Annotated in this window: 12 protein-coding genes; 4 read left to right on the top strand and 8 right to left on the bottom strand. The window is 42.1% G+C overall.

The window, feature by feature from the left end; all coding sequences use genetic code 11:
* Positions 1 to 220 precede the first annotated feature (220 nt).
* Complete coding sequence (locus tag MTTB_RS08060) at positions 221 to 448, bottom strand: hypothetical protein (protein ID WP_248564480.1); 228 nt, start codon at positions 446 to 448, stop codon at positions 221 to 223.
* Positions 449 to 761: 313 nt separating this feature from the next.
* On the opposite strand from MTTB_RS08060, the gene nrdD reads away from it, so the two are divergent.
* From nrdD to MTTB_RS08040, 4 genes are all read left to right on the top strand, one after another.
* Positions 762 to 3,074 (top strand): anaerobic ribonucleoside-triphosphate reductase, encoded by a 2,313-nt coding sequence (gene nrdD, locus MTTB_RS08055; protein WP_428343366.1) that lies wholly within the window; start codon positions 762 to 764, stop codon positions 3,072 to 3,074.
* A 14-nt stretch (positions 3,075 to 3,088) separates the two neighbouring features.
* Positions 3,089 to 3,604, top strand: a complete 516-nt coding sequence (locus MTTB_RS08050) for an archaemetzincin family Zn-dependent metalloprotease (RefSeq protein WP_248564479.1) — start codon at positions 3,089 to 3,091, stop codon at positions 3,602 to 3,604.
* 236 nt (positions 3,605 to 3,840) lie between these two features.
* Positions 3,841 to 4,401, top strand: coding sequence for a hypothetical protein (locus MTTB_RS08045; RefSeq protein WP_248564478.1), 561 nt, complete (start codon positions 3,841 to 3,843; stop codon positions 4,399 to 4,401).
* 212 nt (positions 4,402 to 4,613) lie between these two features.
* Positions 4,614 to 5,327 carry a hypothetical protein gene (locus MTTB_RS08040; protein WP_248564477.1) on the top strand — a complete coding sequence of 238 codons (714 nt, stop codon included), beginning with the start codon at positions 4,614 to 4,616 and terminating at the stop codon, positions 5,325 to 5,327.
* A gap of 138 nt (positions 5,328 to 5,465) precedes the next feature.
* On the opposite strand, the gene MTTB_RS08035 is transcribed toward MTTB_RS08040, so the two are convergent.
* From MTTB_RS08035 to MTTB_RS08005, 7 genes are all read right to left on the bottom strand, one after another.
* Positions 5,466 to 5,834 (bottom strand): sensor histidine kinase, encoded by a 369-nt coding sequence (locus MTTB_RS08035; RefSeq protein WP_248564476.1) that lies wholly within the window; start codon positions 5,832 to 5,834, stop codon positions 5,466 to 5,468.
* Positions 5,835 to 5,842: 8 nt separating this feature from the next.
* A complete protein-coding gene (locus MTTB_RS08030) occupies positions 5,843 to 7,549 on the bottom strand; it encodes a PAS domain S-box protein (protein ID WP_248564475.1) in 1,707 nt (568 codons plus the stop codon).
* Positions 7,550 to 8,305: 756 nt separating this feature from the next.
* Positions 8,306 to 9,391 carry a hypothetical protein gene (locus tag MTTB_RS08025; RefSeq protein WP_248564474.1) on the bottom strand — a complete coding sequence of 362 codons (1,086 nt, stop codon included), beginning with the start codon at positions 9,389 to 9,391 and terminating at the stop codon, positions 8,306 to 8,308.
* 6 nt (positions 9,392 to 9,397) lie between these two features.
* Positions 9,398 to 9,883 (bottom strand): UGSC family (seleno)protein, encoded by a 486-nt coding sequence (locus tag MTTB_RS08020; protein WP_248564473.1) that lies wholly within the window; start codon positions 9,881 to 9,883, stop codon positions 9,398 to 9,400.
* On the bottom strand, positions 9,880 to 11,457 hold the full coding sequence (gene lysS, locus MTTB_RS08015) for a lysine--tRNA ligase (RefSeq protein WP_248565323.1): 1,578 nt from the start codon (positions 11,455 to 11,457) through the stop codon (positions 9,880 to 9,882). The genes MTTB_RS08020 and lysS overlap by 4 nt, the downstream gene beginning before the upstream one ends.
* Positions 11,458 to 11,485: 28 nt before the next feature.
* A complete protein-coding gene (gene thiC, locus MTTB_RS08010) occupies positions 11,486 to 12,787 on the bottom strand; it encodes a phosphomethylpyrimidine synthase (RefSeq protein ID WP_248564472.1) in 1,302 nt (433 codons plus the stop codon).
* Between the two features lie 7 nt (positions 12,788 to 12,794).
* Positions 12,795 to 13,727, bottom strand: a complete 933-nt coding sequence (locus MTTB_RS08005; RefSeq protein ID WP_248564471.1) for a carbohydrate kinase family protein — start codon at positions 13,725 to 13,727, stop codon at positions 12,795 to 12,797.
* Positions 13,728 to 13,780 lie beyond the last annotated feature (53 nt).

The following is a 13,780-nucleotide window of genomic DNA, read 5'->3' as shown; positions in this document are numbered from 1 at the left end:
GAGCGATCATAGAATAAGGCGCTCTTTTCGGTCTTGACATGACATGCCCCCATGGTCTATGGGGGGGCATCCCATCGTGGGATGGTGGCTTTAAGCCACAGGTTAGCCAGCACTTGGGCGGTTCCCATGTTTTCGTCGGTTTGGCCTTTAATGGGGTGTCAAATTCCCTTTTATTTCAGGTGTCGTGTTTTGAGAGTGTCGAGCGCTCTCGTGGCGATGTTTAGTGCTCCGATTTCGTCGGTGTCAGATTGGTAGTCGCAGCTTGTGCATTTAAACCACCAGCTTTGAAGTGTAATTTTGTCCTGGTGGTGTTCAAGGCTTCGGCCTGTTCTGGGAACCGGTTGCGGGCTTCGTGGTAAATTTCCAGCATTTGGGCCATTTTCTCTTTTTTGCCTTTGTTTGGGGGATAGGAGTTTTCCTTTAGGGTTATTGCCTGTAACTTGTACATGATAATGGGGTTATCCTATCATATAAAATTTTTTGGTACTAAAACATTAGGGGGTTTATGTTCCTTTGGGGAACATGATGTTTGACGAGGATTGATTCGGAAATTTCCTTCCGATTTATTCATAAAGGATCATTTAAAAGCTTATTAATTGCCAATACCCCCTTTATAAGTGGGTTATTAACCCAAAGTTAATATATGGGCTCTGATATAATACTTGTTAGTAATTTTACCCCCCATAGAAGAAAAAATATATTTATGTGCACCCCTCTTGGATGGGGGACTTTCCCCTGAGAAAGTTAAATGTGGTGATTTTGTGATTAAGGATTCACACGTTTTAGCTGAACTTCCTTCAAAGGCGGATATTAGCGTTGAAAAAAACAATGGGATAAGAGAAAAATTCAGCCACGAAAAACTCGTTAAATCACTCCTAATGGTGGGTTCACCCCTCTGGGCCGCTGAAAAGATAGCATCAAAGGTTGCTAAATCAGCCTATGACAGCATCACAACTAAAGAGATAAAAATGCTAGTATACACTTCATTAAAGGATATTGATGAAGAAATAGCGGATAAATACTTTGCCGCTAGAAAATTAAAGGTTAGAACATCACGTGACACAATAGAATCATTCAACCAGAAAAAGATTGAAAAAAGCCTAATCAAAGAAGCAGGGGCATCACCACAACTAGCAGAGAAAATAGCCACAGAAGTGTGGAAAGAACTTAAAAAACTCGACGTAGAATACCTCACAGCCCCAATGATAAGGGAGATGGTCAACACCAAACTCATCGAACACAGGCTAGAAAAACTAAGAAAAAAATACACAAGACTCGGAATACCAGTATACAACATCACAGAACTCATAACCGAAGGCTCAAGGGACAACGCCAACATGATACACAACCCCGAAACCGTCCACAAATATGTTGCCGACGAAGCCCTCAAACAATACACACTCCTCCACATACTACCCACCCGCCTAGCAGACGCCCACATATCAGGAGACATACACATACACGACCTAGAATTCTTCGCAGCCCGCCCCTTGAACTGCTTGCAACATGATCTACGCCTATTTATAAAATATGGATTAAAAGTTGATGGGACGGGAGACCATACTTCGGTTGCGGGGCCCCCAAAGCACCTTGAAACCCTTATGAACCATGCAGGGGAGATAATGCTAGCAGCCCAACAAAACATGTCCGGCGGCCAGGCAATGAGCCTCTGGAATGTTTTCGTCGCACCATTCGCCGCGGGGCGGTCGTATGATGAGATTAAACAGGCTGTGCAAATGTTCATATTCAACCTTAACATGGCATACGCTGCTAGGGGGAGCCAAGTCCCATTCACAAGCATAAACTTGGAATTCGCAGTACCAGATTTCCTATCTGATGTGCTGGCTTACGGGCCCCGGGGCGAACGCGTGGGAGTATATGGGGACTTCTATGATGAGGCCAGGCAAGTTACAAGGGCATTTACAGAAGTGCTCCTGGAGGGTGACGCTGATGGCAAACCCCATTTATTCCCAAATACAATATATGTCATCCGCAAAGAAACCCTAAAGGGCGAATTCGATGATGACCTGCACCTTGCACATGAATTAGCCGCCAAATACGGGACAGCATATTTCGTTAACATGTTAGCAGATTACAGGGGTGAAATGTCCAATTATATGGGTTGCCGAACACTTCTCTCAGATAATTGGACGGGGAACTGGGAACAAGACTGTCTTAGAACAGGGAACCTAGCATATGTAACGTTAAATCTTCCAAGGATCGCATACCAGGCAAAGGATGACGATGAGATATTCGAGTATATTGACGAATACCTTGACCTTGCAATTAACATACTAGAATTAAGAAGAGAACAAGCACTCAAATGCCTAAACGACTATAATCTATTACCATTCCTCACACAAGAAATCGAGGGCGAAAACTATTACAGGATAGAAAATGCAACCCTAAGTTTCGGATACGTTGGTCTGAACGAGATGCTAGAATACCACACTGGAGACGACATCACAAACCCGGATGCCAACAAATTCGGACTCAAGGTAATAAGATACTTGTACGAACGCGCCCAGGAACTCAAAAAGGAAACTGGCTTGCGCTGGAGCGTACTGCAAACACCCGCTGAGAGCACAGCTCACAGATTCGCGATGCTAGACAAAAAATCCTATAAGGAGGCTATAGTACAAGGAAGGGAAAACTCATACTATTACACGAACTCTAGTCACGTGCCAGTAGACGCTGAAATAGACATGATAGAAAAGATAAAAATAGAAGAGGAGTATCATCCAATAACACCCGGAGGGCATATATTCCATGCATGGCTTGGGGAAGCCCAACCAGACACACAAGCACTCACAAGATTCACAAAAAACATCTGCAAAAACACAAAGATAGGATTCTGGGATTACAGCAGCGCACTAAGTTTCTGCCTCAAATGCAAAACCCTCATGAGAGGATTGCAAGAAACCTGCGCCAACTGCGGCGAAAAAGAAGAAGTAGAATGGTACGATCGTATAACAGGATACGTCCAGCAGGTTGGAAGGGCTAAATCATCCAGTGGAGGCTGGAACCCGGGTAAAAGACAAGAATTACTCGACAGAAAGCGCTACAACTTATAGTTTCCTACAAGGCCATGATAATTATACAACCCATTGGAAATGTTGAGGAAGAAATATTGGAATTCCTAAAAAAGTTCATCTCCACGATCTTCAATACAAGGTGTATAGTTTCTAACCAGAAGCTAGCGACTCCCGAGGATGCATATAACCCGTTAAGAAACCAATATCATTCCACCAGATTATTACTCTTTTTAAAGAATGTGTTGAGAGGGGATTTTAATCGTATCCTAGGAGTTACAAATGTCGACCTCTATGCGCCCCATTTAAATTTCGTATTCGGGGAGGCGGAATCCCCTGGAAAATTTGCAATAATATCAACTTATAGACTGAAACATCCAGATAGGAGGATATTCTTAGAAAGGGTGCTAAAAGAGGCCATACATGAACTCGGCCATACAATTGGACTAGCACACTGCAGTAATCCATCTTGTGTAATGTATTTCAGCAATAGTATAATAGACACTGACAAAAAGAGTCCAAAATTTTGCAAAGAATGTTTAAAAGAGCTGAAAACAAGAAATAAATGCTAGTTTTTGGGACTCCTAAAAGGCTATACACACCCCCACATTTTAGGTGATATAGGGGTAAATTATGATGATGTTTCACAGCTAAAAAGTTTTATCCTTCTTGGAAGATCCCTCCACTGGAAAGGTTCCCGATTCCATTTTTTCTTGGAATACAAGGTTCACCAAATTGGATGTGATGATATTCACATAAATTTTTTTTTGGATGTGACCTGAAAAGTTTTTAGTGTAAGGTGATGGCGATGAAGAACCTTATGCCATTTTATTTATTGGCTGGATTAGTGATGCTAGTGGTTGGGATGCTCTATTACCAGCCAGTAAACGCTGAGGCATCCCCATCAGCTACACAAACTTTAGAAGCCGAGGTTGAGCCCACAGTTGCAATTGCAGCCGAATGGGCTGGCGGAGGAAACAATAGTACGATAATTTTGAGTGATTTAGCGGCAGATAACATGGAAAGGTCATGGTCTGGCGGATCCGGTGGCGAGCAAGTTCACTCATATTCCAACGTAGCCATAGACCTATATGTAAGAGCCGCCGGCGACTTAACAAATGGCTCTAACACGATATCATTAGATCTCCTCAAATATGCAGATTATGGTGCTAGCGTCTCTAAAACATCTTTCACAACAGAATATGTCAGGGTATTACTTGGTTGGGATCCACCATCACAAGGTGGGCGAGTTACGGTCCCTGTAGATCTCTTCTTGACTGTGCCATTTGCAACACCACCAGGGGTATACACTACAACAATATACCATGCAGCAGTCCAAGAAAACGCAGAGCAACCAACTTCACCATAAAATTGATATAATTTTATTTTTTATTTTTTATTTGAAGGGGGTGTTAAAGGTTGAGGAGAGGGTTAATTATCATCCTATTGATCTTACTTTTTTGCTTGTCGTGGGTTTATAGTCTTAATGTGGTGGTTTCTCCCACGCGTTTCGAAATAGAAAACACCACACATTATCAGGGGAAAATTACAGTTGGAAATTTTGGGAATGAAACAATAGATGTGGAAGTTGATAAAAAAAGGATTATAAAGGACAAAGTGCACCTTTTACTCGTTGATGGAGGGGCGACCAATTGGATAAAAATAAAAGAGAGCAAATTCACACTAAAACCTGGAGAACGTAAAGAGGTTCACTTCGAGGTGACAGTACCGTCAAATTATAATTATAGGGATGCAGTTGGAGCATTAGTAGTGAGGGCAACGCCAAGAGCGACTCCAACAGGTGCTGGGGGGACACAAGTTTTCCTCAAACAAGGGGCAGAAATTATAGTACCCGTTGTTGTTGGGCTGCCAGGGTCAATCCAAGAATCACTCAAACTTGAAAGTTTCAAAGTGCCGCCTTTAATTATAAGTCCACTATCAGGGGAATTTGAATATACTCTTCATAATATTGGTAATTGTTACCAGAACTTTACAGGGACAATAACATTAAAGGGTTGGTTTGCCACCGCCAAGGTTAACTCCACAGGCGGAGTATACCCAGGAGACAAATATACAGATGTTATCACTTGGAAACCAGGCCCCTTGGATATGGGAGTGTACACTGCGGATGCAAATATAGAATATGGAAGATACAACCCACAGAATCCCATAAAAGCTACAGGACAAGTCATAGTCGTACCAGGATGGCTCTTAATACTAATAATCCTATTAGTCATCGCAAGACTACTTAAAGGGAAAAAAGTACCCATAAAAATCAAAATAGAAAGAGAATAATACAAGATTTTTTTCCTTTCATTTTATTCACAGCGAGAAGTATATTGGGGATTTGATTTATATTTTCTAAATAAACTTATGAGCACCGACTAGTTGTCGTGTATTGTCTCTGATTTGATCTTTTCTGACTATAAACTCTTAGTCTAGTTTTTTGAATGTTATTTTGTATTTTGTGCCTTGGTTTGTTTTGAGGGTTAGTTTTCCGTTGATTTGTTTTGTTAGGATGTTTACTAGTTTTAGGCCTAGTGTTTCTGTTTTTTCTATGTTGATGTTTTCTGGGAGGCCTATGCCATTGTCTGCTACTGTTAGTGTTATTTTGTTGTTTTTAGTTGTGAGTTTTATTGTTATTGTCCCTTTTCCTGTTGGGAAGGCGTATTTGATGCTGTTTGTTACCAGTTCGTTGATTATTAGGCCGAGGGGTATGGCGGTGTCAAGGTCCAGTTGTATGTTTTCAATTTCCAATCTTTTTTTAACCTTGGCCCCATAGGATGTGAATATATTGTTCACTAACCTTTCTACGTATTCTTTGAATTTGATCTTTGCCAGTGTCCTGGATTAAGGTGTTCGTGTATCATTGCCATTGCCTGTATCCGCATTTGAGATTCTCGCAACAGCCTACGAGCTCTACCATCCCCTATTCTACCAACCTGCAAATTTAACAGGCTGCTGATAATCTGCAGATTATTCTTAACACGATGATGTATTTCCCTTAAGAACATCTCTTTTTCTATGAGGGATTCTCTGATCTTCTTTTCTGCTTTACAACGTTCAGTAACATCTTCTATGATAAGTGATAAGCCTACTACTTTGCCATGTTTCTTTAGAACTGAATGGTGTTCTATGAATGAGATCTGCTCACCGTTCAAGTTTGTGAAGGTTCTAACCCTCTTATCAGGTTTTTCTCCCCTTAGGGCGAGTTTAAATGCTGTTATTATCTCATTGGGGTCTAATTTGATCTTGGGGAGTATTCTTATAATGTTTTTACCTATCAGGTCTTCTTTCTTGAACCCTGAAAGTTCTAGTGCCTTTTTGTTAACTTCAAGTATCGTGCCGGTTTTATCCAGCACTACCACCCCGTTGGGGGCGGTTTCCACAACAGCCCGGTACCTTTCTTCACTCTCTTTGATTTTCCTTTCAGCTTCTTTAAGTTCGGTGATATCGATTAGTGAGGCCACGCTCCTTTTTGTCCCTGAGATCATGCCCACGTTTAATTGTATGTGTCTTGTTTTTCCTCGGCGATCACGGAATTTAAAGGTATATTTTTCAGGTGCTAGGCTAGGATCCTTTCTACGCAAGTAATGATATTTTTTCATCCTTTTTAAGTCTTCTTCTGCTACAAACTCTGTCCAGGTTTTCTTACCTTCCAATTCTTCTTTGGAATATCCGCTGAGTTTTTCGAATTCTTTGTTGGCTAGTAATAGTGTGGTGTCCTCGTCTATGATAACTGTCGCAGCGCCACTATTCTCAAATATGCTCCTATATAATTCTCTTTTCTCTTTAACTTCCTCTTCTAATTGCTTATATTTGGTCAAATCCTCGTATACTGCTACTATTTCGCCTGAGGGTAATTTATATACGAAGTTATCCTTCCACCCGCTTATTCTATTATCCTTATAATGAGCTAAGGGGAAATGTTCCGGCCGACCCGTTTTGTACACTCTCTTGAAAACATCTAGTAGGCCGAAATCTTTTATTCCTGGGAAAACTTCGGTCACTCTTTTACCGAGGATGTCTTCCCTTTTCACTTGCTCGACCTTTTCGGCGGCAGGATTAAAATCCTTGAGGACAAAATCTTCACCGTCATCAACGGCTTCGTAGACGGCCACGCACCTTCCAGTGTACTTGAACAGGTTTCTATAGCGCTCTTCCTCTTCTTTCAATTCTTTCATACTCTGGAGTATTAAATTCATGGCAGTTTTAAGCTCTTTAACATCAAATGGCTTGCTTATACGAATATAATGGGGGACTAGGATTGCCTTTTGGATATTAACCTCTTCAAAATCAATCAAATATACTGGGGGCATTTTAAAGCCTTTAATTTTACCAGTCCATTCTATATCCTTAGTGGGTGTAGTATACACAAGAAACAGGTCAGTTCTGGGTTCTTTTTCCATTGCTTCTTCAACACTATCAGCAACATCAACTTTAAAACCAATGGCTTCAAGTTTCTGCTCTAAATCTGAAACTTCAAGTCCAGCGCATTTAAGTAGAAGAATCTTCAACCTCCCCACCACCATTAAATATTGTAATATTATATATATGCGTTATCTTTAAAGGGTGTTAATAGATCAATCATTCCAAAAATGGGGACATTATCCCCCACAAAAAATATAATGATGGGAAGCTTAGCATTTTATTTTTTCAGATTCCTCTTGGAACTGATTAGAACAGAAAAAATCCCTAAGAGGGGGATCTCCCCCTAGGTTTGGATTTTGGAATGTGAACTACCCCCATGGTGCTTCGCTGATGAGAACCTGCTGGTATACCATGTAGGCGTTTTCATCTCCGCGGGCTCAGGGGACCGTCCCTGGTCCTGGAATAATCATCCTACTTCATCTTGTCTGCCAGTTCTCCCAAGGCTTTACAGACAAAGGAAGTAAAGATTGTTTATAATTCATGGAGTATGAGCCTCTCATGGGATGGCAAATGCCGTGTACCAGCATGTGGTGGATTGTAAACCTTCAAATAAAACACTGAAAAGCCCCACTCCAATGCACAGGAATAGTTAACAGAAGTAATAGGATAATATGAAGCTAAGACATTGATAAACCCTTGAAAATTAGTCTCAAAACCTTTTCATTTTTGAAAGGAAGCCTACTGAAATGAACAGTTTCTTCTGATTGAAGCCGTTCCTCCTGGGCGTTCTTTTTATCAATTATGCATAATTGTGACTATTCGATGGACTTTTTTTTGTATCGGTGTCCTTTGCTGGGATCATTCCATCCCAAAAATGATAATTAGTGTGGTGGGTGAATATTTTATTCTCTTTTTTCTCTCATATTATAATCTTTTATGGAAGTTGCATAGGTTCCATTTTTTAATTTTAAAGCCCTGGTAGTGGATTTTGAGGATCCTCCGAATCCGGGGGCGACTAGTGTATGCCTACCCACCCCTCCGGCGACCACTATCACCACATCCTCCCGTGAACGTGTTATCTTCACCATTTCATCTTTTACGTGCTTTTTGTCGAGTGCTCGGCCCCCTCTGTCAGCAAGATTTGAGGGTACCATGGCATTCTCATGTATATAATCTTTTACATCATCCTTTTCCCAACCTTCAGTTGCAATGGCCTTGGCATGTTCGGGTCCCATTATAACCAATATTTCGCCGGGGACGTGACTATTATTGGAGCCTGCTGTTGATATTGTATCTATTATGGTGTCTAGTATGTCTTCTGGTCTGGTACTTCTATGGTCGTTTACATTGTAGGGTGCTTCGGCGCCTATGACAGTTACTGTTGTTGATTTTTCAGGGAATCCCCTTTCAGCTTGTAATGGCTCCCATGGGTTTTCATCTTCATTTTCTGCGAAACAGTAGGTGTATTTTGCTGGGGAGCCCATGGTTGCGTGGTCTCCGATCCCTGGTATGGCCCCTGCTATGTTGATGAGGCAGAGTCTGAGGGCTCTTCCAAGTGTTGCGTTAGGGAGGTTCCCGGGGCCGAGGCATCCTGTTGAACAATTAAATCCTATCTCATCTGCTATTGGACCGTTAACTATTATGGCCACTGATATGGGATGTGTTGTTGCGTTTATTGCTGCTAGGTTGAATTTTTCATCTGCTATGGCCATGATTGTGTTTTCAATGAATGGCATTAGTTGGGGTGGGCATCCTGCCATAACAGCGTTTATCGCGATCTTTTCAATGGTTGCTTCACCATTTCTTGGGGGTAAAACCGCTATAACCTCCTCCGGATCCCTTGATGAGTATTCGTAGAATTTTTCCACTCTTTCTGGGGTTGGTGGTATAATAGGGAGACCATCTGTGAATTTTTTCTGGTAAAAGTCTAGGTTTATCTTCTCCAAGGAGTTGGGTTGGTGGTTGATAAGACATCCACATCCTTTCATCATAGTTCACCTGATGAATCCTTTGATATCTTCTATTGTCTGTCTTGTTTTTTTGATTATCTCGTCTTTTTTTAGGCCGGCTATTGGATGTTCTATCTTGGCTATTCTAAGGTTTGATGCCCCGTGGGCTTTTGCTAGTTCCTCTGCGAATTTGGCGAATTTGTCTGAGCAGATGGTGATTGTTGGGGTTCCCAGTTTTTCTAGGCGTATGGCGTCTAGTATGAGCCATGTTGTGCAGGACCCGCAATCTCCAAGGGCTAGGATGCACAGGTTGGCTTGGCTTGCTTTTTGTATTTCATGGTCTGGTGCTGGGGCCCCTGCTGGTTTGGTGAATTTTAGGATTTTTGTATTTAGGTTTTTTGTGATTTCTTTGAGTATGGTGTCTGTGTTGGGTTTTGTGTTGTTAATTAGGGAGATTTTTTCTATTTTTTCTATCTGGTTTATCTTGGTTTCTTGTTTTTTTGTTTCTGCGAGGGGGTTTAGGACTTTCATTCTATCAGTTTTAGTCTTTTTATTACGAATTCTTTGTCGAGGGATAGGAGGAATGATGCCGCCCTTGGGCCCATCTTTTTCCCTATAAGCACTTTATAGATGGCTTGGAATGCTTCTTTGGGTTTTAGTCCATGTTTTCTCAGTATGTTATATATTTTGTCGTGGAGTTCTTTGGGGGTTAAAGTTTTTTCTTTTATTGTATCCGCGACTTCGCTTAGGAATGCTTTTTGTTTTTTTGAGAGTTCTACTGGTGGTATTTTTTCTTGTACTTGGAATTTGACGATCTCTGGGGCGTATTTTCCCAGCCAATTTTGCACATGTTCTATTCTTTCAATGAGCTGTTCCCTTTGAAAATCTTTCAGGTCATCTAGGCTTTTTTCATCGAATCCGGGTGGTAGTTGTGAATTCTTTTTGAGGATTTTATAGATTCTTTCAAGGTTTTCACCGGCTATCTGATATGCTACTGTCATAAACCTATAGGATGGACGTAATGGCAGGTCTTCGAATTCTTGTATCATGGAGGCCTTGTAGATCCTCTTCAATTTTTCTTCTTCCTTTGCTGATGTGGGGGATTCCATATCATAGTATATTCTTTCTGTGCGGTCGAACTGGTCCATGAGGTCTAGGAATGGCATTTCGGGGTTGAAATCCTTATGTTTCATTGGTTTGCTCCTGAATATGAAATAATTCAGGCTCTCTGGGGGTCCTATCTCCAGCCATTGTCCTGGTGTGAAGAATACGCCCTTGGATTTGGACATGGCTTCTCCTTTGAGGGTTATCCACTCATATGGTACAGGGTATGGTGGGGGGTAATCGAATATTTCCCTGGATATTTCGCTGCTAACATCATAGGATCCCCCGCTTGCTGCATGATCTTTGCCGAAGGGTTCGCAGGTAACATTTAACATTTTCCATCGCGCAGCCCATTCAACTCTCCATGTGAGTTTACCTTGCCCGGATTTGATATCCACTTGGCCACTGAATCCGCACTTACAATCATAGTAGACGGCATCCCCTTGGAAATCCTTGGCATATGTTGTGTTTATCCGACCGCACTCGTCACAGATGGGATTATAGGGTAACCAGTCATCTGGGAGTGGATTCTCCCGATATTTATTGAATATCCTCCTTATATCCTCTGCTCTTTCCAGGGAGAGGCGGATATATTTGTTGTATGAGCCGTCCTTGTACATTTGGGCTCCTGAATATGTTTCAAGTTCTATGTTGAATTTTTTGAGACTTTCCAAAAATGGTCTCTGGAAGTGTTCTACGAATCCTTCACAACAGTCCTCTGGGCATGGTATCATGGAGTATGGCACTCCAAGGTACTTCTTGAAACTTTCAGGTAATGGATATGGCACTTTGCGGAGTGGGTCGTGGTCGTCGGCCACCCAGATTGTCTTAGCTTTTATATTATTTTCTAGTAGGCTTTTTGTTATGGCGTTGGCTATGAAAACGTCACAGGAATTCCCAATGTGTATAGCCCCTGAGATGGATGTTCCACTGGCGATCACATGCTCTTTTATGTCCATTTTTTTAAGTTCGTCTGCTATCCTCTCAACCCAGTGTTTCAATTCAATCACCGACCCCCGAGTTGGAGGTTTAGTCTGTGAATATATCTTCTTCTGCGCTTTCGAGCCATTCGTTCACTATCTTCACCGCACAGTACTCTCCACACATTGTACAAGTGTCAGGGTCTGCTGGGGGTCTTTCTTCCCTTATTCTCCTCGCATCCGCTGGACACATGGCAACATCGAATTGTGCTTCCCAGTCCAATTTTTTACGTGCATTGGCCATTAGAAGGTCTTTTTCTCCATTATGTATTCCCCGGGACATGTCACCTACGTATGCTCCTATTCTTGTGGCTATAACACCCTCTTTAACATCTTCGGGGTATGGTAATGCTAGGTGTTCTGCTGGTGTGACATAACAGATGAAGTCAGCTCCTGCTGCTGCTGATGCGGCGGCTCCTATAGCAGCCACGACATGATCATAGCCGGGGGCTATGTCAGTGACAATAGGCCCTAGCATGTAGAATGGGGCTCCCCTGCATAATTTTTTTTGTAGTATGACGTTTGCTTTTATTTCATTTAATGGTATGTGTCCTGGACCCTCTACCATGGCTTGGACTCCAGCTTCTCTGCTTTTGTCTATTAATTCTCCGAGTATTATGAGTTCCTGGACTTGTGCTCGGTCTGTTGCGTCTGCGATGGCCCCTGCGCGCATGCCATTTGCTAGTGATAATACGAAGTCGTGTTCTTTTGCTATTTCTAGGATGTAGTCGAAGTCCTTGTAGAGGGGGTTTTCTGTTTCGTTTTCAACTATCCATGCTGAGATGAATGCACCGCCTCTGCTCACGAGTCCGCCTTCTCGACCTTGTCTTTTCAGCCTTTTGAGGGTTTCCATGTTTATGCTGCAGTGTATGGCCATGAAATCTATGCCGTCTTTTGCTTGTTTTTCTATGGTTTTGAATAGTATGTCTTCGTCCATGTAGATGGCTGCGCCTTTTTTTCTTATGGTTTCTATGGCTGCCTGGTATACTGGTACGCTGCCTACTGGTATCTGTGAGATTTCTAGGATTCTTTTTCTGATTTTGTCCAGGTTGCCGCCGACTGATAGTTCCATGAGGGTGTCTGCCTTGTTTTGGATTGCGATCTTCGCCTTTTCTTCCTCCATTTTAAGGTCTATTATGTCCGTGGAGGTTCCTATTGTCGCGTTTACCTTTGTTCTGAGTCCTTCACCGATACCAACGGGTTTTACTTCCCGGTTAATGTTACTTGGTATGATTATCCTACCATTGGCCACGCCCCTTCTTATAAAATCTTCCGGGACGTTTTCTTTTTTGGCGATGGCTTTCATTTCTTCTGTTATAATACCTTTTTTTGCTTCGTCCATTTGCGTCATGGGATGTTCACCCTCTGAGTTTTAGTTTTTCATTCCAATAGTTTTCGTACCGATTTTTTACCATTTTGTAGTCTGGTATGTTGGTTTGTGTGCCTTCGGCTTCCACTATGAATGATGCTACTGTGGATGCGAATTTTCCACATGTTTCAAGGTCGGCCCCTTCGAGGTAGGCTCGTAGGAAACCTGCACGGTATGAGTCTCCGGCGCCGGTGGGGTCGGTTGCTTTGCGGACTACGGCGCCTATTTTTATTTTTTCTTCTGCGTAGATTATGCTTCCTTGTTTTCCATAGGTTTTCACGATTATATGTGGGCCGATTTCTTGTAGTTTTTTTATGTTCATTGAGAGTCTTTTTTGGATTCTGTCTATTTCGAAGTGGTTGCCGAATAGTATGTCGGTTAATCTTATTACTTTTTCTAGTTGTTTTTTTGTGTAGAGGTGGAGGTCTTGTCCGGGGTCGAAGGATATGAGTTTGTCTTCTTTTTGTGCGATTTCTCCACATTTGCCGTTGAATGATGGGTCGCCTGTGGCGAGGTGGACTGCTCGGGCTTCTTGTATTGTATTGTATGGTGCTTCAGTGTTTTTGAAGTTTTTTGCCGCTCCCCAGTAGAAGTAGCTTATCTGGTCTTTTTTGGAGTTTGTCATTATGAATGCTGTGGGTGTGCTTTCGTCTTCGATGATGATCAGGGAATCTGTGTTTATTTTGAATTTTTTCAATTTTTTGTGGTATTCTGATCCTATGAAGTCTCCTCCTACTGCTGATACTAGTGAGGTTTTGAGGTTGAGGGATGATCCGACTATTGCGACGTTTGCAGCGGCGCCGCCGTGCATTTTTTTCATTTTTTTTATGGTTACTGAGGAGTTGGGTGGTGGGAATTCATCTATTTGTATTATATAGTCGATGGCTGTGTGTCCGATGGCTAGTAGGTCTCTTTTGTTCAAAAAAATCACCTTGTAAGTGGTTGGGAGAATAGATTATTATCTGGTGTGTTTGG

Origin of the sequence: Methanothermobacter tenebrarum (genome assembly GCF_023167465.1) — an archaeon.
GTDB lineage: Archaea > Methanobacteriota > Methanobacteria > Methanobacteriales > DSM-23052 > Methanothermobacter_A > Methanothermobacter_A tenebrarum.
The sequence above is the reverse complement of the archived record's forward strand: the minus strand, read 5'-3'. Positions and strand labels throughout refer to the sequence as shown.

Coding starts and splice junctions, on each gene's coding strand:
- MTTB_RS08060 (WP_248564480.1), bottom strand. CDS start 448: ATGTACAAGTTACAGGCAATAACCCTAAAGGAAAACTCCTATCCCCCA.
- MTTB_RS08050 (WP_248564479.1), top strand. CDS start 3,089: ATGATAATTATACAACCCATTGGAAATGTTGAGGAAGAAATATTGGAA.
- MTTB_RS08045 (WP_248564478.1), top strand. CDS start 3,841: ATGAAGAACCTTATGCCATTTTATTTATTGGCTGGATTAGTGATGCTA.
- MTTB_RS08025 (WP_248564474.1), bottom strand. CDS start 9,391: ATGAAAGGATGTGGATGTCTTATCAACCACCAACCCAACTCCTTGGAG.
- MTTB_RS08020 (WP_248564473.1), bottom strand. CDS start 9,883: ATGAAAGTCCTAAACCCCCTCGCAGAAACAAAAAAACAAGAAACCAAG.
- thiC (WP_248564472.1), bottom strand. CDS start 12,787: ATGACGCAAATGGACGAAGCAAAAAAAGGTATTATAACAGAAGAAATG.